Raw genomic sequence first — 24358 nt, 5'->3', positions numbered from 1 at the left:
GTTAACGGGGAATCGTGTTGTATAAAAGCACGCCAATAGCCGTAAAAACGATATTTGGCAACCAGACTGCGACAATTGGATTCAGATTGCCCGACTCGGCAATGCCTTTGGCCAGCATGAAAAAAAGCAGATACACAAACGCCAGCACAAAACCCAGTGCGACCTGCCAGCCAACGCCCCGACGGCTTTTCCGGGCCGACATAATGACACCGATCGCGGTCAAAATAATAATGGCAAACGGGCGCGTCTGCCGGGAGTATTTCTCCAGCAGATACGTTTCGACCCCGTCGGCCCCCCGGCTACTGAGCAAATCGATGTAATTATCCAGTTCCGAAAACGTAAACGTTTCATACAGGCTGAAATCGCTGTCAAAATCCGAGGGATATAGATTTAATAACGTATCGACTTTGGTTCCGGGCGTGAGTGTTTCCTGTAAACCGTTGATCGTCCGAACGTTATAATCATAAACCGTCCACTTCTTTTTTTGCGGACTCCATTCAATGCGGTCGCCCGCCATTTTTTGCAGCAGCTGATTCCCTTTCACCTTTTCAAGGGTGAATTTGTAACCCGTATTACTCTGATTATTATAGCTTTCCAGGTAGGCGTACACATTGGGAGCTACCTTGATATGGATATTCCGGCCCGAATAGGTGTACGGATCCTTGGTATATTTCAGCTCGAAAGCAATCCGGGTCTGGTTGGCTCTCGGCACCACCCAGCCCACCAGAAAATAAGTTATGATACTGAGAACCAATGCACCCATACCGAACGGTACCAGCAACCGCACAAAGCTCATGCCGCTGCTCAGCATGGCGATAATCTCCGATTTGGCTGCCAGCCGGGAAGTCATGAAAACCGTAGCGATGAACACCATCAGCGGGCTGATGTAATTGGCCCAGTACGGAATGAAATTGAGGTAGTAATCAAACAGGATTTTGTCGCCGGGTGCTTTGTGTTTGTAAAAATCGTCTACTTTTTCGGTGTAATCCACCACGCAAACGATCAGAACGATGACCATTACGACAAAGAGGTACGTCAGCAAAAACCGTTTTAAAATATACCAATCGAGGAGTTTCATGCCAATTTGTTAGAGTCAGACCGGCCACCGGCTAATTGACTAATAAATTCCGGGCCACTTCATTACTAACGAACAACGTTTTTTCGTGATTAATCTGTACCGAAACGGATTTATCAAACACATTGACGTCCTGCACCAGTACCCGGCAGCCCAGGTTCAGACCGGTTTTGTCGAGATGTTGAAGAAATTCCGGCGAATGTTCCAGGACGCCCATCACCTGCACTTCTTCGCCAATCGTCACCTCCGATAATTTGGAGTATTCAACCGCTGGCATGTGTCCCGCCGGGCTCGGGATCGGGTCGCCGTGGGGGTCGAACTGGGGGTATCCCAAAAAAGCATCCAGCTTTTGAACCAGCTCCTCCGAACGGATGTGCTCCAATTCTTCGGCCATTTCGTGGACTTCATCCCAGCCAAAACCCAGTTTTTCGGACAGAAACACTTCCCAGATCCGGTGCCGCCGGATCACTTTCAACGCCAGCCGTTCGCCCTCCTCCGTAAGCCGGACACCCTGGTATTTTTTATAATGAATCAGCTGCTTCTCCGCCAGTTTCCGCAACATATCCGACACCGAAGCCGCTTTCGTAGCCGTCATTTCGGCCAGCGAATTGGTTGTTACCTCCCCTTCCTGACGGGCAGACAGGTAATAAATGGTCTTCAGATAATTTTCTTCCGTGAATGAATGCATTGGTTTCGGACGGATTTGCAACCGGTCCATTCGCTATTGACTAATTCAGGAACGATCGATGAGTCATTCATCTGATATTCCTACCCACAAATTTAGATTTTTATTGCGGTTCAAAAAATTTTTAGACAAGCCTAAATTATTATTTAGAAACATTTGATACATTTGTTTCGTTAATTAGAAGAATATTGTTGTAGCAGTCTAACGCTATGGTAACGAATGAACCGACCACAAGAATGGGACAGGGATGGAAATCCGATAATCTAACCAAATCATTACCCGAAGTTCACGCGAGTATTCCGGTTTCGGAATCCGGCTCGTTTTTTAAGCGGCTGATGGCTTTTGCCGGCCCGGGTCTAATGGTTGCCGTTGGGTATATGGACCCCGGCAACTGGGCAACCGACATCGCCGGTGGCTCACGGTTTGGTTATACTCTATTATCGGTTATCCTGATTTCCAACCTCTTTGCGATGCTGTTGCAACACCTTTCGCTTAAGCTCGGAATTGCAACAGGCCGCGATCTGGCGCAGGCTTGCCGCGATCATTACAGCCGACCGGTTTCCATTGCGCTCTGGATTTTGTGTGAAATTGCAATTGCAGCCTGCGATCTGGCAGAAGTCATCGGATCGGCCATTGCCTTGAATCTGTTGTTCGGTATTCCGCTGACGGTGGGTGTTTGTATCACCGCATTGGACGTTCTGGTATTGCTGTATCTTCAACACAAAGGTTTCCGCTGGCTTGAAAGCATCGTTGGTGCCCTGATTTTTGTCATTTTGCTTTGCTTCGCCTACGAAATTTTGCTGGCTCAGCCCGCCATTGCCGCCGTACTGAACGGTCTAATTCCGCAAAAAGAAGTCATTACCAATCCCGATATGCTGTACATCGCTATCGGTATTCTGGGCGCAACGGTCATGCCGCACAACCTATACCTGCATTCCAGCATTGTGCAAACCCGCGATTTTGCCCAAACCGAAAGCGGTCGCCGGAACGCCATCAAATTTGCGACCATCGACTCTACGCTGTCGTTGTTTCTGGCTTTTTTCATCAACGCAGCCATTCTGATTCTGTCGGCTGCGGCCTTCCACAGCTCCGGAAACCACCAGGTAGCGGATATCACCGACGCCCACCGCCTGCTCGATCCGCTGCTGGGAGCCACCCTGGCCAGTGTGGTGTTTGCGGTCGCCCTGCTGGCTTCGGGGCAAAACTCCACTTTAACCGGCACGCTGGCGGGGCAGATCGTGATGGAAGGTTTTCTGAACATCCGGCTAAAACCCTGGCTCCGTCGGCTCATCACCCGCCTGATCGCCATTGTTCCGGCCCTGGTCGTAACGGTTTTATACGGCGAACACGGCACCTCGGAGTTGCTGGTTTTCAGCCAGGTAATTCTGTCCATTCAACTGAGTTTCGCAGTCGTGCCGCTGGTTTTGTTCACCAGTGACAAATTAAAAATGGGCGTTTTTGTCAATCCCCGCTGGATGACCGTTCTGAGTTGGGCGGTGGCCGGATTGATCATTGTTTTGAACGTCGTTCTGCTGGCCGGGACCATTTAATGGAGAAAACCGGGATATAAAATAAAAAAAGTGGGAAAGGAGAAAGGTGAAAAGGGAAGAAGGAACGGTAGGCGATCCTTTTTCCTCTCGCCTTTCTCCTTTCTCCTTTTTTTAACGTTATCTTTACCCGGATTTCACCAGCCGAACCTGAATTAGCACGGCGTTTATTATTTATGGAAGATAAAAAACACCTGGATAAGGTAACGGCAGCGGGCCTGCTGGTTGCACTGGGTATTATCTACGGCGACATTGGCACCTCGCCACTTTACGTGCTTCGCGCCGTTGTAGGGACCGATCAGCCAATTCAGGAAGACATTGTCAGAGGAGCTCTATCCTGCATTTTCTGGACAATTACCTTGCAAACCACCGTTAAATACGTCGTTTTAGTACTGCGGGCCGATAATCGCGGGGAAGGTGGAACGTTCGCATTGTACGCGCTGGTTCGGCGACACGCCCGCTGGCTGACGATTCCGGCCATCATTGGCGGCAGTTCCCTTCTGGCCGACAGCATCATTACTCCTCCGATTTCCGTTTCGTCGGCCATCGAAGGGCTTCGTATTCTTTATCCCGACATTCCGACGGTTCCAATCGTACTTGGTATTCTGGCTTTTCTCTTTCTCATCCAGACGTTCGGAACCAGCGTGGTCGGTACGGCATTCGGCCCCATTATGCTTCTGTGGTTCACCATGTTAGGCACATTGGGTGTATTACAGATTGTCAGTGATTTGTCTATTCTCCAGGCTGTCAATCCTTTATACGTCTATCATTTTCTGAATGATTATCCCGGTGCTTTCTGGCTTTTGGGAGCGGTTTTTTTATCGACAACCGGTGCGGAAGCACTCTACGCAGATATGGGGCATACCGGCCGTGGAAACATTCGGATCAGCTGGATGTTCGTGAAGGCCTGTCTATTGCTCAACTATTTTGGTCAGGGCGCTTACGTGGAAAGTCTGGCGGGTCAGAACCTCGGCGAACGCAATCCGTTCTACGGTTTAATGCCCGAATGGTTTCTTTTTGCCGGTATCGTCATTGCCACGATGGCCACCGTCATTGCCAGTCAGGCCATGATTACCGGCGCGTTTACACTGATCAGTGAGGCCATTCGGCTCAATTTCTGGCCGAAAGTCCGGCTTCGGTACCCCACTAATAAGAAAGGGCAATTATACGTTCCGAGCATCAACTGGCTGTTGTTTACGGGCTGTGTAGGCGTGGTGCTTTACTTTCAGGACTCCTCCCGGATGGAAGCGGCTTACGGTCTGGCAATTACGCTGACCATGCTGATGACAACCATTCTGTTCAGCTATTACATGTATTCCCACAAATTCAATGCGTGGTTTGTCATGCTGTTCCTGGTGTTTTACCTGATCGTCGAAACCAGCTTTCTGGTAGCGAATCTGGCAAAATTCACGCACGGCGGCTGGGTTTCGGTCCTGATTGCCGGGATTATGGCGGCCATCATGATTATCTGGCTCAACGCCAATAAAATCAAGCTGCGGTTAACGGAATACGTCAAAATTGACCAGTACATCCAGCCGTTCAAAGAACTCAGCCGGGATATCAGTATTCCGAAATACGCCACCCACCTCGTTTTTATGAGCAACGCGGCCCGGGCGGCCGAAATTGAATCAAAAATCATTTATTCCATCTTCCAGAAACGACCAAAACGGGCGGATATTTACTGGTTTATCCACGTCGATACAACCGATGATCCGTATACGATGGAATACAAAGTGAACACGATTGCGACCGACGATGTCTACAAAGTTACGTTCCGGCTCGGTTTTCGGATTGAACAGCGGATCAATCTCTTTTTCCGGCGGGTTATCGAAGACATGGTGAAAAACAAGGAAGTGGATATTACCAGCCGGTACGAATCGTTGAGTCGTCAGAATGTGATCGGTGATTTCCGGTTTGTCGTACTCGAAAAATTCCTTTCCTTCGAGAACGATCTGCCCTTGCGGGAACGGGTTGTAATGGATGTTTATTTCTTTGTGAAAGGATTTACAACCCCCGAAGACCGCTGGTTTGGGCTCGACAGCAGTGCGGTCAAGATCGAAAAAGTACCGTTGGTGATCCGGCCCGTCGAAAATGTCAAATTAAAGCGAATCGATACCTAATTTTTACACGTCACCGGTTTTACAAGCGAGAGCTATTTTAGTAATCACTTGACTGTAAACCGGTTAAAATCCTGATTATGAAAATACTGATCACCGGCGGAGCTGGTTTTGTAGGCTCCTCACTGGCTTTGTCGCTCAAAACCGACTATCCTCAGTACGAAATTTTTGTTCTCGACAATCTCAAACGAAAAGGCTCCGAACTCAACGTAGCCCGCTTAACCAAAGCCGGTATTCAATTTGTTCACGGCGATATCCGGAATAAGGAAGATTTCGACCCCATTCCGCCCGTCGACACCCTGATCGAAGCGTCGGCCGAGCCGTCGGTGCTGGCCGGTCTGACGGGAACGCCGGATTATCTGATGAATACGAACCTGTTCGGAACGGTCAACTGCCTCAACTTTGCGCTGAAATCCAAAGCCAACGTCATTTTCCTCTCCACCAGCCGGGTATATCCGATCAAAACCATCGAAACGCTGAACTTCGATGAACACGAAACCCGGTTTGTTCTTTCCGACAACCAGCCGGTTCCGGGTGTTTCGTCCAAAGGAATTGCGGAGAATTTCCCACTCGATGGTGCCCGCTCCCTGTATGGAACGACCAAACTGGCGTCGGAATTGATCATTCAGGAATACAACGAGTTCTTCGGCCTGAAAACCATCATCAACCGCTGCGGGGTGATCACCGGACCCTGGCAAATGGGCAAGGTCGATCAGGGCGTCATGGTGCTCTGGATTGCCAAACATTACTTCGAACAGCAACTGGCCTACATCGGCTACGGCGGAACCGGCAAACAAACCCGTGACATGCTCCACATTGCCGACCTGTACCGGCTGATCGACTGGGAGTTACACAACATCGACAAAGTCAATGGAGAAATTCTGAATGCGGGCGGGGGCAACGAAAGCAGCGCATCCTTGCAGGAATTGACCAAAATCTGCCAGGAAATAACCGGAAAAACCATTCCGATCAGCAGTGTGGCCGAAAACCGGGCGGCTGATATCCGGCTCTATATCACCGACAACACGAAAGTTACGAAACTGACCGGCTGGAAACCGGAATTGGGCATGAAAGAAATCGTTTCCGATATTACGAAGTGGCTCGACGAAAACCGGGCGGCTCTCGAACCGATATTGAAATAAAAGCGGTTTTCAGACTTCCGCATCATGCAGAAAGCCACCTTTTGGGGTGGCTTTCTGCATGATAGAAGACTTTGAAAATCAGGGTGTTGTCACTTCAATTTCCTCCCCCTGCTTGTTATAGAACTTAAATTCGTTGATACCGAACGAACTGTCTTTGATCAACTTGACCCAGGTTTTGTGCTTCACGAACCACTGCATCTGCTTCGAATACCAGCCTGCGGTGTAGTAAGCGTAGAGGTAAGGGTGCATCATGATCTGCACGCTACGCTCGTTCTGGCGGGTCAAAATATAGTCTAAATTCTGCTCGATGGCGTCGGTAATCAGGATACTGGCCTGAATCGTGCCGGTGCCGCCACAGGTTGGGCACACTTCTTTGGTAACAATATTGATTTCCGGACGAACACGCTGGCGGGTAATCTGCATCAGGCCGAACTTCGTCAGCGGCAAAATCGTGAATTTCGAGCGGTCGGTTTTCATTTCCTCCCGCATCACGTCGAAAATCATTTTCTTGTTATCGGGTTTCTTCATGTCGATAAAATCGATCACGATGATTCCACCCATATCGCGCAACCGGAGCTGGCGGGCAATTTCTTTAGCGGCTTCCTTGTTCACACTGACCGCCGTTGCTTCCTGATCTTCTTCCGAATTGGATTTGTTACCGCTATTGACATCGATAACGTGAAGGGCTTCTGTGTGCTCAATGATTAAATAACCGCCCCCATTCAGGCTCACAGACCTGCCGAACAGCGACTTGATTTGTTTCTCAAGCCCGAACTGCTCGAAAACCTTCATCTTGTTGTTCGTGTAGAACTTGAGGATTTTCTCTTTTTCGGGGGCAATGGTGTGTATGTACGTTTTTATTTCATCGTACATCTCCCGGGAATCGACGGTGATGCTGTCGAACGACTCGTTCAGCATGTCGCGGAGGATGGACGAAGCGCGGTTCATCTCGCCAATGATCCGGTCGCGGGGTTTGGCGTCGCGCAGGAGGGCAATGCCTTTTTCCCACTTTTCGAGGGAATTGGTCAAATCGCGATCCAGTTCTTCAACGTCTTTCCCCTGGGCTACCGTCCGGACAATCACACCAAAATTTTGCGGTTTAATCGACGACATCAGGCGCATCAGGCGCGTGCGTTCGGCTTTATCCGTAATTTTTTTGGACATATTGACCGTATTGGCAAAGGGTACCAATACCAGATACCGCCCCGCGATGGAGATATCGCAGGATAGTCGCGGTCCTTTGGTCGAGATGGGTTCTTTGACAACCTGCACCAGAATGGGTGCGTTCTTACCCAATACCTTGTCGATCTTCCCGAGTTTGTCAATCTCAGGTTCCAGCTTAAAATTATTCAGCCGTCCGGTATTGGTCCGTTTCGCGATAACATCTTTCGTGAATTTGTTAAGCGAATTAATGTTGGAGCCTAAGTCCAAATAATGCAGAAATGCATCTTTTTCGTAGCCAATGTCGACAAATGCCGCATTGAGGCCCGTCACTAATTTTTTAACTGTTCCTAAGTAAATATCGCCGACGGTAAAGCTGCTGTCCGACTCTTCAACGTGATATTCCAGCAGTCTTTTGTCTTGCAAAAGTGCTATCCGATCACCTTTCTGAGTCGAACTAATGACTAATTCGTTACTCACAAGATGAATATGCGGTTAAGAGGCCTGAAAATATAGAAAAAGGCCGGGCAATCGGTTCGTTGGCATTCAGGTGAGATTCCTGCTGCACAAGCGAATAAGTCCTCCGATTGGCCGGCCCGTATGGTACTATCCACCCGTAGGCGGTCTACCTATTTTTTCTTATGGCGATTCTTTCTCAGGCGCTTCTTCCGCTTGTGGGTAGCAATCTTGTGACGTTTTCTTTTCTTTCCGCAAGGCATAATGGTAATTATTTTTTATGGTTAACAATGGTTGAATGGCTGGATGGTTAAAAAGGGTTAAGTGGTTAAGCGGTTACGAAAGGTTAAATCTCTTCAACCATTTCCCCCTTTTCAACCATTAAAACCATATAACCATCTATCCATCCAGATTACAGATTCTTTTCCAGTTCTTTCACTGCGGCCTGGATCGTTGGGTCTTTTTCCCGTTCTTTCACTTTGGCCAGCAATTTCCGGGCCTCTTCTTTCCGGCCCATTTCGCTCAGGCTGATGGCCAGATAAAACTGGGCTTTGGTATTGTCCGGATGGCTGACCAGAATGGCCTGAAACCGCTCTACTGCCCGATTATACTGACCGGAACGCATCGATAACAGCCCCATATTAAACAAACCGAGTTCGTTGGTGGGGTCTTCTTTCAGCACATCCCGCAGCAGCATAATCCCTTTCATCGGCGTGTCGGTCGTTACGTACGTCATCGCCATATTGGCTTTGGCTGCTAACAGATTGGGGTTGCTGTCGAGCGCTTTCTGATAAAATTCCCGGGTCTTTTTACCGAGGTCTGCCAGTTTCTGGTTGTCAACGGCAAAACCGTAGGCTTCATAATACAAATCCCCGGTTCTGAGCACGTTGATTTCGGTTGGAGCCAGGGTCGCCAGGTGTTCGGCAACCCGGGCCGCACTGTCGAAACGGCTCGCTTTCCGATAGGCCTGAATCAGCTCCAGACCGACAACCGGTTTTTTCTTGGCATCAGCCGATTCAAAACGACTGCTCAACTGGTTCAGTTCCTTCTGTCGTTCGGGCGAAAGGCTGGCCGTGTGCAAATCGGACCGATCGGTCCGCAAAACCGCCGAATCCCGTACGGCCTTAGCCGGATCGGTGGTCCCTTCACTGGTTAGTTTCTGGTCTTCGTTACGAACAACGACATTCGGCAAGTTATAAAGACCCACCGTCAGCAGTACGCCCACACCAATGACGAGAAATATTGATTTGTTCATGTTGACAGACACGAGAAATTAGACAAGAGAGATGAGATTTCTTTCCCTTGTCTAACCTCCCATCTCTTTGAATCTGAGTGATTAAGCCGAAACGTTTTCGTTCCGTTTAACCTGGGTTTTGACTTGCTCAACAAACACTTTAGCCGGTTTGAAACTCGGGATGAAGTGTTCGTCAATAACCATCGCCGTGTTTTTGGAGATGTTCCGGGCCACTTTACGGGCTCTCTTTTTGTTGATAAAACTACCGAACCCTCTCACGTAGATGTTCTCATTCTTTGCGAGATTATTCTTGATCACGGTAAAGAACGTCTCAATGGTGTGTTGAACATCTGCCTTGTCGATTCCTGTCTTCTCGGCAATTTCTGCGATTACGTCTGCTTTCGTCACGTTCGTACTAAACTTTAAGGTTCAATCAGTTGTTGAAAAAAAAGCCTCTTCAAATTGGGAGCACAAAGGTAGATTTTTCCTGTTAGAGATAAAACACAATTCTTTGTTTTTTCTTCTCAACTACACCAAGTTACGAATTGTTTTGGATTGGTTTTCAGACTTAGACGACTCAACAAGCGGTTTTGCGGCCACCCTCACGAGGTGGTATGAGCATCATAAACGGGATTTACCCTGGCGGCACACCCGTGACCCGTATTCTATCTGGTTATCAGAGGTTATCCTCCAGCAAACCCGCGTTGCGCAGGGTCGCCCCTATTACGAACGCTTCCTGGCGGCTTACCCCACGGTTCAGTCGATGGCCGGGGCCGATGAGCGCGATCTGCTGCGGCTCTGGCAGGGCCTCGGTTATTATTCAAGGGCCCGGAATATGCACAAAACCGCTCAGTATGTTGCCGAACAACGCGACGGGCGGTTTCCCGAAACCTACGCCGGTTTGCTGAAACTTCCCGGCATTGGCCCCTACACGGCGGCCGCCATTGCTTCCTTTGCGTTCAAGGAGAAAGTGGCCGTGGTTGACGGAAATGTGTACCGCGTTTTGGCCCGGATCTTTGGCATCGATGAAGACATCACGACCACTGGTGCCAGGAAAACCTTTTCGGAATTGGCCAACCGGCTCATTCAGGCGTCTGACAATCCGGCCACCTACAACCAGGCCATTATGGAATTTGGCGCGATTCAATGCACCCCGGTTTCGCCCGACTGCCTGATCTGCCCGTTTCAGCAACGCTGCCGGGCCTTTCTGACCGGACGCCAGCGGATGTTACCGGTTAAAAGCAAGAAAACCGCCGTCCGCGAACGATTTTTTAATTACATTGTGATCCGTCAGGGCGACCGCATCGCCTTGAAAGAGCGAACCGGAAAAGACATCTGGCAGCATCTGTATGATTTCTGCCTGATTGAAACCGAAGAACCAATGGAAGCATTCCGCGAACTACCCGAAGGAAAGGTGCTGAATTGGGTGTTGCAGGAAGGAATTTTGAGGGGTTTATCCGACGAACGAACGCACATTTTATCCCATCAAAAAATCCGGGCGCGGTTCTGGTTGGTCGAGGTTCCGGAGGACCGAAAAGTAGAACTGCCGGATGGCTTAACTTTTTGTAAACCGTCTGATACAGAACGGTTACCAAAGCCAATTTTAATTGCGGACTATTTGAAAAGTCTTCCATTTTGACTACTTTTACTTATAGTAATTCAGTCTCCATTCATCATTTTATTTACGGTTTTATGGCAAGTATGAACAAAGTGATTCTGATTGGCAATGTGGGTAATGATCCTGAAGTACGCTACCTTGATGGCGGTTCGGTTGTTGCCAAATTTAGCGTTGCCACCAACGAACGCTACACCACCCGCACCGGAGAGCAAGTTGACCAAACCGAATGGTTTCGCGTCGAAGTTTGGAATGACCAGGCAAAAACCATTGAAAAATACGTCAAAAAAGGAAATCAGATTTATGTCGAAGGCCGTCTGAAAACCGAAACGTATACCGACCGCGAAGGCAAGGAACGTTTCTCGCTGACGGTTCGGGCCACTACCTTCCAATTCCTCGGTGGCCGTCAGGATGGTGGCAGCGACGGTGGAGAATCCTACGCCGAATCAGCTCCGCGGTCCGACGTATCGGCCCCCCGGCAGCAGGCGGCACCAGCCGCTCCCGCCCGTCAGGCCGCTCCTCAACCGGCCCCGGCCCGACAAGCGGCTCCCGCAGCCCGGAAACCGGAACCGGTACCCGACGATCTGAATAACGCAGGGGACGACGATCTACCGTTCTAAGCCTGTGTTTTTGTTCACCTATCAGCAATTACATGGATAGCGATCCGCCGGTGCTCCAGGTCGATACCTGGAGCACTTACCTTAGTTTTTATGGCCCTTATGCCGGTATTCTGCTGGTGTTACTGGCACTTGCCGCTGTCGTTTCCGCTTCGGAAGCCGCTTTTTTCTCCCTTTCCTCCGACGATCGCGCGTTTTGTCGCAACAGCGACGACTCAGCTGAACGACGGATCATGAATCTGCTCGACCGGCCCAAGCGGTTATTAGCGTCCCTCCTCATTTTCAACAATTTATTAAATCTCGCGATTGTTGTCATCGTTACGTACCTGGTCTGGAAGCTGACCCAGTTCGACCCTACATCCGGCTGGGTGTTAGCGAGCCTGACGGTTGTATTAACGCTGACCATTGTGTTGTTCGGAGAGATCATTCCCAAAGTATACGCCAGCCAGAACAGCCTGTCGGTCGCCCGGCGAACCGCCCCACTCGTGGCGCTGGCCTCGATGCTGTTTCGGCCACTATCGCTTTTGCTGGTGAGCCTGACGAGCGTGATCGACCAGCGCATCCGCCGGCGGGGTTACAAGGTTTCGATGGAAGAACTTAATCAGGCCGTTGAGCTAACCAGCAGTCAATCAACCCAGGAAGAGCGCGAGCTGATCAAAGGCATTGTCAATTTCAGCAATCTGACGGCCAAACAGGCCATGCGGGCGCGGGTCGATATCACGGCTTTCAGCGAAACGCTGACATTTACGGACCTGATGGCGCAGATCAGTCAGTCCGGTTATTCGCGGGTGCCTGTCTACAAAGCCTCATTAGACGAAATTGAAGGTATTCTCTATCTCAAAGATTTATTGCCTCATCTCGACGGCGACGATTCGTTTCAGTGGCAGACGCTGATCCGACCGGTTTTTTTCATTCCGGAAACCAAAAAAATTGATGACCTCTTGCAGGATTTTCAGAAACGGCGGGTGCACATGGCCATTGTCGTGGACGAATACGGCGGCACGCGCGGGCTAATTACGCTGGAAGACATCATCGAGGAGATTTTTGGGGACATCAACGACGAATTCGACGAAGAAGAACCCATTCCGTTTCAGCGGATCGATGAGCGAACGGTACTGATCGAAGGGAAAATTCTCCTGACCGACGTTTGTCGTGTATTGAACGTCGATATTTCGTATTTTGACGAAGTCAAAGGTGAAAGCGAATCACTGGGCGGTTTATTGCTGGAATTATTCACCCGCGTTCCCCAAACCGGCGACGAGGTGAGCTACGCCGGATTTACGTTCAAAGTGCTTTCGGCCGATGATAAGCGCATTCAGCACGTCGAAATCACCCAAAAAGAGATCACTCAGTCAGCAAGCTCGTAGCTCACTCGTGCTATGCATACCCATTCTCTACCGCCCGACCTATTCATTTTTCAGTGTTATGCCGGTCCGGATGCCGGAAAAACCATTGCTTTGTCGCCCCAGTTGCGTTTACTACTGGGCAGCGGCAACCAGAGCAGCTACCGGCTCGACGATCCGTATGTAGCCGATCAGCACCTGAATCTACTTTTTGACGGAACTCAGATTCAGTTCCACACCGTTGACAATCAATACATTCGGCTCAATGGCGAGCCAGGAATGACAGGAACCGTTGCGCTAGGAGTCGATAGTTTACAGATTGGTACATCACTCTGGCGATTGGCGAAATCACAACAACCTGCTTCGCCCGAAAACCAGTTTGCCGAACCCTATCAGCGGTTTTCCAATTTTGCCGGAATCGATCAACTCGACAAGGATTTCAACCTGAAGTCCATCTTTGCCCGAATCGGTGAAAAACGAACGGACGACGACATCGAAAAGGCGTTTACCGTTGGTACCCGCGAAACAACCCCGCCCCTTTCGAGCATTGCCGCCACCTGGCCCCAGCCCTGGCTTTTTGGCCGGATGGCGACTGCATCCTTACTGATTTTCTGGGGATTATACATCGGTGCCGCCCAATTCAGTAACATCATTGTCATTCCCGGATTGTTATTCATTGGCGCCTTTGCCGTCCCGTTTGCCTGTCTGATTTTTTTCTGGGAAATGAACGCACCCCAGAACGTCTCGTTGTACCAAACCGTCAAATTGCTCTTTACCGGCGGTATTCTGTCTATCCTGATTTCCCTCCTCTTTTTCAGCAACGTCGGCTTTCTATCCAGCTGGCTGGGAGCTTCAAGCGCCGGTATTGTGGAAGAATCCGGGAAGTTGCTGACGGTTTTGGCGTTGATGCGGAACAAGCAGAAATTCCCCTGGATATTGAATGGTTTGCTGTTTGGTGCCGCCGTCGGAACCGGCTTCGCGGCCTTTGAATCAGCGGGTTATGCCTTCGTGGCTTTGCTGGAATACGGTTCGGTGGATGTGGCGCTCGGCAACATCGTCGTGCGGGGTATTATGGCTCCGTTCGGGCACATTATCTGGACAGCCATTACGGCAGCTGCGATCTGGCGATTGAAAGGGTTTGGCAAATTTCGGTGGGAGTTGTTGCAGGAAAAATCGTTTATCCGGTTATTTCTCCTCGTGGTGGTGATGCACATGCTCTGGAACGCGGGCTTCGACCTGCCGCTGCTGCCGTCCATTTTTGGTATTCAATTCAAACACATTTTGCTGGGCGTGCTGGGTTGGGTCATCGTGCTCAGCTTGATTCAGGAAGGCCTTAAACAGATTAAAAAGGCCCAGAAAGAAGGAACCGGTGGCCCGCTTAGTTATTGAAACCACTAACATCCCATCTCTATTTTACCCAAATTCCGTATCAGTCTGCGTTTCATCGTGGATTTCTTCATCTTACCCGGTCAGGCCATCTTATTCGATGAGCCTGTTCACATTCATGGATTGTTTTGTAATTAGCAAACAATCAACCAATTAAGATGAATATTCTTCTTTCAAATTAGTACTTTAGTAACCCAACCTAAACGTTTCTTTTATGAAAAGGCAACTGGTGCTTTTAAGTTTACTGACCGGTTTTTCGCTGGTGGCGTCCGGGCAAAACGACAAACCGGACTTAGCCGTGGTCAGGAAAATCCGGGAAGAGGGCCTGACGCGCTCCAAAGTGATGGAAACCGCCTTTTACCTGACGGATGTCAACGGCCCGCGCCTGCAGGGACCCGGTTTTATGAAAGCCGCCAACTGGTCGAAAAACAAACTGGCAGAATGGGGTTTGCAAAACGCGAAGCTCGAACCCTGGGGCGAATGGGGCAAGGGCTGGGCTCTCGAACGCAGCTACCTGGCCATGACAGCCCCGTATTACAAAACCATTATCGCCGTGCCGCGCGCCTGGAGTGGTGGCACGAATAGCCTGCAACAGGCTGATATTCTGTATATTGACGAGTCCGATACGACGGCGCTGGAATCGTACCGCGACCAACTCAGGAACAAAGTCATTCTGCTTCATCAACCGTTTGCCATTAGCCCCTCTTTCAACGCCGACGCAAAGCGGTTTACCGAGGACGATTTAGTAAAAATGTCGAAAGATGAATCCGCTGCCCGGGGCGATTCGTCGTACCGCAGCCTGATTGCGGCCATGCGGACCCGGAATGCGTTCAACCAGAAAATGCGTAAAATGGCCAAACAGGGCGGTGCACTGGCGATTCTGAACACCTCGCAGCTGAGCAAAGACGGTACGTTGTTCGTCAGCGGTGATTTCGCTAATGCCGCCAGCGGGGTTGCGCACGACGAACTGGCCGATCTGACCATTTCGGTGGAAGATTATCTGACGCTGAGCCGGATGGCCAAAGCCGGAATTCCGGTAAAGCTGGAACTGGATGTGAAAACCAAATTCTTCACCAGCGACACAAAAGGCTACAATGTCATCGCTGAAATACCGGGCTCGGATCCCCGGCTGAAAGACGAAGTGGTAATGCTCGGTGCCCACCTCGATTCGTGGCATTCGGCCACGGGCGCAACGGACAATGCCGCCGGTTGTTCAGTCATGATGGAAGCCGTTCGGATTATTAAGACCCTGGGATTGAAACCCCGCCGGACGATTCGGATTGCACTGTGGAGCGGAGAAGAACAGGGTTTACACGGTTCCAAAAATTACGTTGCGAAGCATTTCGTTGATCCGGCGGCTCCCAATAAACTCACGAAAGAAGGAGAACAACTGGCGGCTTATTTCAACGTCGATAACGGAACCGGTAAAATTCGGGGTATTTACCTGCAAAACAATACGGCCGCCGGACCGATTTTTGCGCAATGGCTGGAGCCTTTCCACGATTTAGGAGCCGCGACCGTTGCGCCCAAAAGCAGCGGGGGAACCGATCACGTGTCGTTCGATCGGGCGGGTCTGGCCGGTTTCGGTTTCATTCAGGACGGCATCGAGTACAGCACGCGCACTCACCATACGAACATGGACACCTACGATCACCTGATTGCCGACGATCTGAAACAGGCATCCACCATTGTGGCTTCGTTTGTGTACAATGCAGCGATGCGCGATCAAAAAATACCGCTAAAAAAAACACTGTAGGCGGCACGGGTCGCTGATAAATACTAATCGGGTTGTAACAATCGTTACAACCCGATTAGTATACTTTCAACGAGTAAAATCAGAAAAGCCGCGGCTGAAATAAGCAGCCCCCATTCTTTGATGCGGGTCAGCAATTGCCGGCTTTCGACCTGGCTTTGAAAGGATCCGATGATGTGCTCGGCAATGTCTGCAGTGGCAAATAAACTGGCAATTTGCAGCAAATGCCAGGCATAATCAAAACCGTCGATGGACTGTTGCCAGACGATGGGTTGAACAATGAAATAGATCAGCAAAATCCATTCTTTGATTCCAAAGCGGGTAATACGAAGCTGAATCCGGCCAGCCAGGCTCGCGAAAATTTGTTTCATTCGGTCTAAATCGTACGATGGGCAATTCAAATTTAGCAAACATCGTGCAAATTTTCCAGGCCGAATCACAAAAAAATCCTACTGGACAATCTTTTTTCTTTTGTCTCTTTTCTCACTTCTACCCTTTCATTTCTGACCCGGCTGGTGCATCATCAGGGATTCAATTTCTTCCGTAACCTGCGCAACCGGCATTTTTTCCGTCAGGTAATAGTGACTACCGTTGGGATCATCCTGCCAGGAATTGCTCCCGCCGTTGATCACAAAACGACCGCGTTTTAGCCCGTAATACGGTTCTACGCCCCGAATGGCGACCAAAACCGCCGTCTGATCCCAACTCATCCGGCCGTCGTTGTCCTGCTTTGCTTTGGGCATACAAAGGGCAAAGACATCTTTCACCGGGCTTTTCAAGTCCTGATTAGCCACCAGCCGCGGACCGGTTTTGATTTGTTTTCCGATTTCAAAACCGCTGAAAATAACCGGCGTCGGCCAGTTGGCAAACGCCTTTTCGGAAGCCACCGAATCTTTATAGACGTTGAACTCGCGTCCTTTCGGAAAGGCACCTGCCATCGACACCAGCTCTTTCACCTTCTGTTTCACCAGCGCTTTTCCGTCCAGTTTCGAATAACGATCCGGTTTGGAATCCAGCAGATTCGCTATGTTGCTGAGGAAACCCACCGTAACGATGGTAACACTGCCGTTGGGCTGTTTGGCGAGAATCTGGCGATAAACCGCTACGGCATCGGGCGCTTCGTTGCTCGACCGGATCTTGTGTGGATACGTAGCAACGAGCATTTCGGGCCACTTCTGCCAGGCCGGATCGACTACGCCCGGCCCTTTAGTGACACCGGTCGGTAGGTTCGGGCGCCCAAAATAGGTGTTCAGCACATCGATGGTCGGCACCACCAGTTCGTGTTGATTGGAAGCAATCACGGCCAGCGGTCGGGCTTCTCCCTTGTCGGCCAGCGCGTGCAAAACCGCCATGGCGCCGACGTCGTCGTAATCAGGACCGATGTCGGTATCTAAAATAATGGAAACCGGTTTTTCAGGACTTTTTTGGGCGGTAGAAACGAGGGTTGCAGCTACCAGAATCAGGGTCAGGATGGATTTCATCGAAAAAGGCTATTTGCGGACTAATTTCTGAAATTAGACCCACAACCCATCCCCTTTTACAAAATTTCTGCGCATCGCTTCTACATCGGTTTCCGACACCGTTAATACGCGCGCATTCTGCAGTTCCAGAAATCGTTTTCGCTCCAGCGACGACAGATGGCCGTCGATGAGAATACTGAAAATAAAAACCCGTTCCAATCCATGTCGAACGGCGTCCGGACAGTTGGCCAACTGTTGCAGCAAGACGGCGTTTCCGGCAGCGGAATGCTCCAACGGATCAGGGGAAAACCGGGCGGTAATGGCTTCAAGCAGTAAGAGTTGGGGATAATTATCGGGTTTCGATGAAACGGCAGCCTGCTGTAATATACCGGGAATCAATTGCCGAAAGGCTGGTTCACGCCCAAATTCCTCCGCCAGTTCATTGGTAAATTGCCGGATGGTCAGCGGAGCCATCACCCGGATCTGGGCCTGCTTCAGAATGCAGTAAGTTGCCCAGCAAATCCAGCCCGCAGCCACCAGCGTGCTGATCAGAACCGCCGTACCCGAAGAAACAGCCCCTGCCCCCCAAAACCGTATCGCCAAATGAAGAAGGCCATTATTGACCAGAATTAGCAACAAAACCGTCAGTAAAAACCCGGACAACGTCCAGGGCAGCAAAGGGCGGGGAGTAATCCGTAACCGAAAGGAACCGCGCTGGTTTGCATTTTCAGCCAGCTGGTTCATGTGCCGGGCATAGGCCGCATCGTGGAACCTTGGGAACTGACACGTCAGTTCAACCAGCCTAACCGCACCGGTGTGAAGGAGAATCAACGTGTGAAGTATCAGGTAAAAGACCAAAACCGCAAACAGGATACTAATCAGGGGCCAGTCGCCCAAGGCAGTATGCGTTTCAGTAAACCATTTTTCCCAAAACACATGCGGCAGGTAAAACGCCCAAATACCAATCATGCCCAGCGCCGAAGCCACCAGCATCGTTGCTCCTTTGATCCGGTAAATAGCCTGCCGTTCCGTTTCGTTTAGAACGAACGGTTCATCTGACGGGTGGTCGGTATGCATGGCACGGGCCAGATAGCGAAGTGTAGTCCGGCCTGTAGTGGCCTGGTCGAAATCACCAGTAGAATCGGTTGAGTCGGACATGAAAATAACAGCTTGCTCCTACTATAACTATATTTGGGGCAAGCTGTTTACGTACTAAAGGACTAAAGTCTGTGAGATCTGAATAATTATCAGATTTGAACTTATCTGCGAAACGCACGATCGAAAGGCTGCCTGTCCCGACCTGCGCGATACGTCAAACCGGGTATTTCCATTCGCCCCGGTAATCGCGGCTCAGGAGTTTATTGGCTTCGGCATCGCCTTTGATCAATTCTTTCTCGCCATCCCACTCGACGCTCCTTCCCAGTTTATACGACAGCATGCCCAGCAAAGCCATATTGGTGGAACGGTGGCCCACCTCGATGTCAGAAATGGGTAACGTTTTGGATTTGATCGCTTGAAGGAAATTATCCCAGAGCTGGGCAATGTTCTGATCGTCCGGTTTGTTCAACTGTGGATCCTGGTGAATGACCGGTTTTTTGGCATCGGCCGGGTAAAACGTCCAGCCATCGAGCCAGCCCATGTGGAATGTCCCTTCCGTGCCGTAAAAATAGGTTCCGACGGCCTGTTGCGGGTGCGTTTTTTCGGCGTTATTCCCGGCGAAGGTGCGGTGTTCCCAGACAGCCGTAAAGCCCTCAAATTCGTAACTGGTCACCTGATGGTCGGGCGCGTCGGTATTATCCTGCTTGATGGAACGGCCACCCGTGGTGAAGACTTTTTTGGGGTATTTTTCTTCCGTCCACCACAAAATCTGGTCCATCCAGTGAATTCCCCAGTCGCCCAGCGTCCCGTTGCCGTAGTCCAGAAACTGCCGGAAACCGCGCGGGTGCATCGAAGGATTATAGGCCCGCAACGGAGCCGGTCCGCACCAGAAATTCCAGTCCAGTTCTTTGGGGGCTTCCTGATCCGGTACTTTCTGACCCGGTCCACCCGCGTAATGAACGAAAGCCCGCGCCATGCCGATTTTACCGACTTTCCCCGACTTCAGAAATTCCATCCCGGAAACATTGTGCGGAGAAACCCGCCGGTGTGTTCCCACTTGGCACACTTTACCGGTTGCCCGCGCCGTCCGGACCATTGCCCGGCCTTCCTTGATCGTATGGCCGACCGGTTTTTCCACGTACACGTGCGCGCCCTGCTTCATGGCTTCAATGGCAATGAGCGGGTGCCAGTGGTCGGGAGTGGCCACAATCACGATTTCCGGTTTTTCGCGGGCGAGCATTTCACGGAAGTCCCCGTACATTTTCGGCTTGTCGCTGGTCAGTTTGCTAAATTCCGCGGTGGTTTTGGCCAGTTGCCGCTGATCCACGTCACAAAGCGCCACTAGTTTTGATTGACCGGCCTGCATGGCGCAACGCAAAATATTGTTGCCCCACCAACCGGCTCCAACCAGGGCCGTGCGATACGTTGATTGCTGCGCGAGCGTTATGAGCGGACGAGATACGACCGCAGCACCGGCCAGCGCCGATGTTTTCAAAAAATCAGAACGATTCATAACAATGAAGGGAAGAAATAGTCCGCGAAAACTACGGAATCTGGCAGGCAATCACAAACTTTCTGGCAAAGGGCCGTACCTTTGTTATCTGTAGTTCTTAAGGCTGGATGGTTCAAATGGGTTGTTATTCATTCCGTTCAACCATCAAGCCATTTTAAACCATCCAACCATCTGAAATTTTTCAGCCCAAAGGTTATGGCCGTTGTTCCTTATAAAGATAAAAATACCAGCAAGCGCGAGCAGGTCGAAGAAATGTTTGATTCGATTTCGCCGAAATACGACTTGCTGAACCACCTCCTCAGTGCCGGAATCGACATTGTCTGGCGCAAGAAAGCCATCCGGTTGCTGCAGCCGCTGGCGCCCAAACAAATCCTGGACATTGCCACCGGCACGGGCGATTTTGCCATCGAAGCACTGAAACTGAATCCCGAAAAAATAACCGGTGTCGACATTTCGGAAGGCATGCTGGCCATTGGCCGGGAGAAGATTCGAAAACTCGGCGTTGCGGACAAAGTCGAACTCCGCTCCGGCGATTCGGAAAGATTACCCTTTTCGGACAATGTTTTCGACGCCGTCATCGTTTCGTTTGGTGTACGCAATTTTGAAAATCTACTCAAAGGGCTGACCGACATGCACCGCGTTACACGCCCGGGCGGCACCTGTCTGGTTCTGGAGTTTTCGAAACCGCGCCAATTTCCATTCAAGCAATTTTTTAGTTTTTATACGAATCGTTTCCTGCCGTTGATTGGCCGGTTGGTGTCGAAAGATGCTTCGGCCTACACGTACCTGCCCGAGTCGATGCAGGCGTTTCCGGACGGGCCCGATTTCATCCGGGTTCTTGAACAGGCAGGATTTACGCAAACACGATGGATACCACTAACATTTGGCATTTGCTCTATTTACACCGGAAAAAAAGTATAGCGATTTGTTTGCTGCTGGCGTTGCTTTCTCCGGAAATCCGGGCGCAGTCGTCAATGAAATACCGCCGGATTCACCTGGAAGATTACGACGATAAAACGATTCGGTACGGTTTTTTCTTTGCGGCACCCGCCACCCGTTTCAACATCAAATACAGCGATGCGTACGTCAGTTCAGATTCGGCACACCAGCTTTATTCGCCCGGTAAAGTCGGTTTTCGGGTTGGCTTTGTGATGAGCACTATTTTAAGCGAACATTTCGATGTTCGGGTTACGCCTGCCGTGTCGCTTTACAGCCGCTCGGTGGACTACAATTACCCGGGCGGAACGAGTCGCCGGGAGGTGCGCGAATCGACCTGGCTGGAATTTCCGGTATTGCTGAAATACAAGTCCAAACGGCGGATGAACTCGCGGATGTACCTCGTCGGCGGGGGCGCATTCGGTATTGAAACCAATGTCCGCCGACGCGAAGCCGCCGGTGCAAGCCGTCTGCTGACTAAAAACCGGGATCTCACGGTGGAATACGGCATCGGTTTCGAGCAGTTTTTCGAATTTTTCAAGTTTGCCCCCGAAATCCGGTTTTCGCACGGTCTGGTTAACCTTTTTGAACCGAACCAGGGCAACTCCGCCAACATTGGCCTTCAAAAGCTTCGAACGCATACGGTTACGCTGTACTTAACCTTCGAGTAATCCGCTGGCGGAAAGCGTCCCGATGGATAAATGCTTAATTAAAAGCTCTGATGCTGAATCGATTGCAAAATAAGTTGATTTTTTTTGGCTGAAAGCTTGCAGAATGCACGTTGAAGCCGCTATATTTGCACTCCCAAACGACGACAAAAGAGTCACTGGGAAATACAAAAAGGGAGTTTAGCTCAGCTGGTTCAGAGCATCTGCCTTACAAGCAGAGGGTCGGCGGTTCGAACCCGTCAACTCCCACAAAATCACAAAAACCCCTCAGAAATCATTTCTGAGGGGTTTTGTTTTACCTGGAAATTGATTCCGGATCACCCGCCGACTGCAAACACCGGTTTTAAAAATGCTTTCACGCGTACATCACCCGCTTCCGCCTTGTCCCGACCTGGCCAGTGCCGGAAAGATCAATTTATCATATATTTAAAATTATTTGCCGGTCAATTATATAATGTGCCCAATAGATCTTTTCTTAGGGGTAGTCTTATCTTTTACCTGATTCTGTCATGCCCGGTGAGCAACGGTCTTCTGATACAACCCAAAAACTTACCCAACGACTGGATATTGACTTTGCACTCCAGGCAGCTGGGCTGGGCGTCTGGGAGCTGAACCCGGTTACCAATCAAGTTCTCTGGGACGACCGGTGCCGGGAGTTATTCGGACTGGCAAAAGATAATTACCTGTCCTACGAACAAGCCATTCAATACATTCAAGCGGACGATGTAGACCGGGTGACACAAGCGGTGCAGCGGGCGATGAACCCGGAGTCGAACGGTTTGTTTGACGAAACTTACCGCACGGTTGGCGCGGATGATGGTCAGTTGCGCTGGGTACGGTTTTATGGCCGAAGTTACTTTTCAGAAACCGGTAAAATCTACCGTTTTGCGGGTGTAGCTCAGGACGTAACCCAGCCGATCCTGGCTCAACAACGGGAAGTTAGCACCCGGCTCGATTCGCAACGCCAGCAACGGATTTACGAAGCGATTGCGGGCAGCACCCCCGATCTGATGTACGTCTTTGACCTGAACTACCGGTTTATTTACGCCAATCAGGCCCTGCTCGCAATGTGGGGCAGCAGTTGGGACGATGCGATTGGAAACAGCCTGCTGGAAAATGGCTATGAACCCTGGCACGCCCAGATGCACGAACGGGAAATCGACCAGGTGGTGGCCACCAAACAAGCCATTCGGGGCGAGGTGTCCTTCCCCCACGCCACGCTGGGCAAACGCATTTACGACTATGTATTTGCGCCGGTTCTGAATGAACGAAACGAAGTGGAAGCCGTCGCCGGTACAACCCGCGATATTACCGACATCAAACGGGCCGAAGCGGCTTTAAAGGCCAGCGAAGAGCGGTTTCGCCTGTTTGTTACTGCCAGTTCAGACGTAGTCTATACCATGAGTGCCGATTGGCGGCAAATGAATCTACTGGAAGGGAAAACGTTTTTGGCCATGACCCGGAAACCCAGTCGCAACTGGCTGCTGGAATACATTCCGGTGGAAGATCAGCGCCAGGTAGAAGCGGCTCTCGAAGAGGCCATTGCGGGTAAACGGGTATTTGAATTGGAGCACCGGATTATTCGGGCGGACGGCACCATTGGCTGGACCATTTCGCGGGCCGTTCCTATCCTGGATGAGCAGGGCCACATTCTGGAATGGTTTGGCTCGGCCAGCGACGTAACCGAACGGAAGCGAGCCGAACAAGCCCTGCGTCAGAGCGAAGAAAGGTTCCGGAATTTGACTACGGAATTGGAAGAACGGGTCAAAACCCGTACGCAGGCGTTGAGCCAGGCGAATGCCGATCTGAAACGGTCCAATGAAAACCTGCAACAGTTCGCCTATGTGGCCAGCCACGATTTGCAGGAACCGCTCCGCAAAATCCAGTCGTTCAGCACGCTCCTGACTCAGCAACTCGATGAAGAGCTGAATGCCACCGCCATAGATCACCTGCAGCGAATTACGGCGGCCGGTGCCCGGATGTCGACCCTGATCAAAGATTTGCTGACCTACTCCCGCATATCGACCCAGCAACAGACCTTTGGCCCGGTTTCGTTAGATGCCATTGTGGCCGGCGTGCTCAACACCCTTGAGTGGAACATCAGCCAGTCGGAAGCCCGGATCAGTGTTGATGCGCTTCCGATAGTCAGCGGGGACGAGTCTCAATTGGGCCAGTTGTTTCAAAATTTACTGACGAATGCCATCAAGTTTGTCGCTCCGGGACAGGCTCCTCAAATCCGTATTATGTATTTCCAGCGGTCGCTGAACGAGTTACCATCCGGAGTGACCCCCAGTGTGGAAGCGCCATTTTATCATCAGATTGAAGTCGAAGATAGCGGGATCGGTTTTGATGAAAAGTACGCAGACCGGATTTTTCAGGTATTTCAGCGGCTCCACGGCAAGAACGAATATCCCGGAACGGGGGTAGGATTAGCGATTTGTCAACGGGTTGTGGAAAACCACGGCGGAGCCATTACCGCCAGGAGCAAACCGGGACAAGGAGCAGCCTTTAGCGTGTATCTTCCGGCATAAAGACCGAATGCCGCTCATCGA

At 50.7% G+C, this 24358-nt stretch carries 20 protein-coding genes and 1 tRNA gene; 12 read left to right on the top strand and 9 right to left on the bottom strand.

The window, feature by feature from the left end; translation table 11 throughout:
- Position 1 precedes the first annotated feature (1 nt).
- Complete coding sequence (locus EHT25_RS15415; protein ID WP_124875955.1) at positions 2 to 1078, bottom strand: LptF/LptG family permease; 1077 nt, start codon at positions 1076 to 1078, stop codon at positions 2 to 4.
- A gap of 31 nt (positions 1079 to 1109) precedes the next feature.
- Complete coding sequence (locus EHT25_RS15410) at positions 1110 to 1763, bottom strand: metal-dependent transcriptional regulator (RefSeq protein WP_124875954.1); 654 nt, start codon at positions 1761 to 1763, stop codon at positions 1110 to 1112.
- Positions 1764 to 1969: 206 nt separating this feature from the next.
- Here EHT25_RS15410 and EHT25_RS15405 point away from each other — a divergent pair, with 206 nt between their 5' ends.
- The 3 genes from EHT25_RS15405 (at position 1970) to EHT25_RS15395 (ending at position 6566) form a co-directional block, all read left to right on the top strand.
- Positions 1970 to 3310, top strand: a complete 1341-nt coding sequence (locus tag EHT25_RS15405) for an Nramp family divalent metal transporter (RefSeq protein WP_229311552.1) — start codon at positions 1970 to 1972, stop codon at positions 3308 to 3310.
- A gap of 173 nt (positions 3311 to 3483) precedes the next feature.
- On the top strand, positions 3484 to 5427 hold the full coding sequence (locus EHT25_RS15400; protein ID WP_124875953.1) for a KUP/HAK/KT family potassium transporter: 1944 nt from the start codon (positions 3484 to 3486) through the stop codon (positions 5425 to 5427).
- A 77-nt stretch (positions 5428 to 5504) separates the two neighbouring features.
- Entirely contained in the window at positions 5505 to 6566 is a 1062-nt protein-coding gene (locus EHT25_RS15395) for an NAD-dependent epimerase/dehydratase family protein (RefSeq protein WP_124875952.1), read from the top strand.
- Between the two features lie 78 nt (positions 6567 to 6644).
- Here the strand turns inward: EHT25_RS15395 and EHT25_RS15390 are convergent, their stop codons facing one another.
- From EHT25_RS15390 to EHT25_RS15380, 3 genes are all read right to left on the bottom strand, one after another.
- Positions 6645 to 8207 carry an Rne/Rng family ribonuclease gene (locus tag EHT25_RS15390; RefSeq protein WP_124875951.1) on the bottom strand — a complete coding sequence of 521 codons (1563 nt, stop codon included), beginning with the start codon at positions 8205 to 8207 and terminating at the stop codon, positions 6645 to 6647.
- 388 nt (positions 8208 to 8595) lie between these two features.
- Positions 8596 to 9438, bottom strand: coding sequence for a tetratricopeptide repeat protein (locus EHT25_RS15385; RefSeq protein WP_124875950.1), 843 nt, complete (start codon positions 9436 to 9438; stop codon positions 8596 to 8598).
- A gap of 81 nt (positions 9439 to 9519) precedes the next feature.
- Positions 9520 to 9825 (bottom strand): HU family DNA-binding protein, encoded by a 306-nt coding sequence (locus EHT25_RS15380; protein WP_124875949.1) that lies wholly within the window; start codon positions 9823 to 9825, stop codon positions 9520 to 9522.
- Between the two features lie 142 nt (positions 9826 to 9967).
- Here EHT25_RS15380 and mutY point away from each other — a divergent pair, with 142 nt between their 5' ends.
- The 5 genes from mutY (at position 9968) to EHT25_RS15355 (ending at position 16134) form a co-directional block, all read left to right on the top strand.
- The gene (gene mutY / locus EHT25_RS15375) at positions 9968 to 11056 is read left to right on the top strand and encodes an A/G-specific adenine glycosylase (protein ID WP_124875948.1); all 1089 of its coding nucleotides are present in this window, start codon (positions 9968 to 9970) and stop codon (positions 11054 to 11056) included.
- Between the two features lie 53 nt (positions 11057 to 11109).
- Positions 11110 to 11652 (top strand): single-stranded DNA-binding protein, encoded by a 543-nt coding sequence (locus tag EHT25_RS15370; RefSeq protein WP_124875947.1) that lies wholly within the window; start codon positions 11110 to 11112, stop codon positions 11650 to 11652.
- Between the two features lie 32 nt (positions 11653 to 11684).
- Positions 11685 to 13016: a gliding motility-associated protein GldE gene (gene gldE / locus EHT25_RS15365; protein ID WP_124875946.1), complete on the top strand. Its 1332-nt coding sequence runs from the start codon at positions 11685 to 11687 to the stop codon at positions 13014 to 13016.
- A gap of 12 nt (positions 13017 to 13028) precedes the next feature.
- Positions 13029 to 14381, top strand: coding sequence for a PrsW family glutamic-type intramembrane protease (locus EHT25_RS15360; RefSeq protein ID WP_124875945.1), 1353 nt, complete (start codon positions 13029 to 13031; stop codon positions 14379 to 14381).
- Between the two features lie 211 nt (positions 14382 to 14592).
- Entirely contained in the window at positions 14593 to 16134 is a 1542-nt protein-coding gene (locus tag EHT25_RS15355) for a M20/M25/M40 family metallo-hydrolase (RefSeq protein WP_124875944.1), read from the top strand.
- A gap of 44 nt (positions 16135 to 16178) precedes the next feature.
- On the opposite strand, the gene EHT25_RS15350 is transcribed toward EHT25_RS15355, so the two are convergent.
- From EHT25_RS15350 to EHT25_RS15335, 4 genes are all read right to left on the bottom strand, one after another.
- Positions 16179 to 16502 carry a hypothetical protein gene (locus EHT25_RS15350; protein ID WP_124875943.1) on the bottom strand — a complete coding sequence of 108 codons (324 nt, stop codon included), beginning with the start codon at positions 16500 to 16502 and terminating at the stop codon, positions 16179 to 16181.
- Between the two features lie 126 nt (positions 16503 to 16628).
- Positions 16629 to 17612 carry a nucleoside hydrolase gene (locus tag EHT25_RS15345; protein ID WP_124875942.1) on the bottom strand — a complete coding sequence of 328 codons (984 nt, stop codon included), beginning with the start codon at positions 17610 to 17612 and terminating at the stop codon, positions 16629 to 16631.
- Positions 17613 to 17645: 33 nt separating this feature from the next.
- Positions 17646 to 18749 (bottom strand): LBF_2804 family protein, encoded by a 1104-nt coding sequence (locus tag EHT25_RS15340; RefSeq protein WP_124875941.1) that lies wholly within the window; start codon positions 18747 to 18749, stop codon positions 17646 to 17648.
- A 154-nt stretch (positions 18750 to 18903) separates the two neighbouring features.
- The gene (locus EHT25_RS15335; RefSeq protein WP_124875940.1) at positions 18904 to 20202 is read right to left on the bottom strand and encodes a Gfo/Idh/MocA family protein; all 1299 of its coding nucleotides are present in this window, start codon (positions 20200 to 20202) and stop codon (positions 18904 to 18906) included.
- A 195-nt stretch (positions 20203 to 20397) separates the two neighbouring features.
- Here EHT25_RS15335 and ubiE point away from each other — a divergent pair, with 195 nt between their 5' ends.
- The 4 genes from ubiE to EHT25_RS15315 all read left to right on the top strand — a co-directional run bounded on the left by ubiE (position 20398) and on the right by EHT25_RS15315 (position 24337).
- Positions 20398 to 21123, top strand: coding sequence for a bifunctional demethylmenaquinone methyltransferase/2-methoxy-6-polyprenyl-1,4-benzoquinol methylase UbiE (gene ubiE, locus EHT25_RS15330; protein ID WP_124875939.1), 726 nt, complete (start codon positions 20398 to 20400; stop codon positions 21121 to 21123).
- Positions 21069 to 21809, top strand: coding sequence for a type IX secretion/gliding motility protein PorT/SprT (porT, locus tag EHT25_RS15325; protein ID WP_124875938.1), 741 nt, complete (start codon positions 21069 to 21071; stop codon positions 21807 to 21809). The genes ubiE and porT overlap by 55 nt, the downstream gene beginning before the upstream one ends.
- Positions 21810 to 21980: 171 nt before the next feature.
- Positions 21981 to 22055, top strand: a tRNA-Val gene (locus tag EHT25_RS15320).
- 260 nt (positions 22056 to 22315) lie between these two features.
- A complete protein-coding gene (locus EHT25_RS15315) occupies positions 22316 to 24337 on the top strand; it encodes a PAS domain-containing sensor histidine kinase (protein ID WP_124875936.1) in 2022 nt (673 codons plus the stop codon).
- The last annotated feature ends 21 nt before the right edge of the window (positions 24338 to 24358 follow it).

Source organism: Larkinella rosea (genome assembly GCF_003858635.1).
Classification (GTDB): domain Bacteria; phylum Bacteroidota; class Bacteroidia; order Cytophagales; family Spirosomataceae; genus Larkinella; species Larkinella rosea.
The sequence above is the reverse complement of the archived record's forward strand: the minus strand, read 5'-3'. Positions and strand labels throughout refer to the sequence as shown.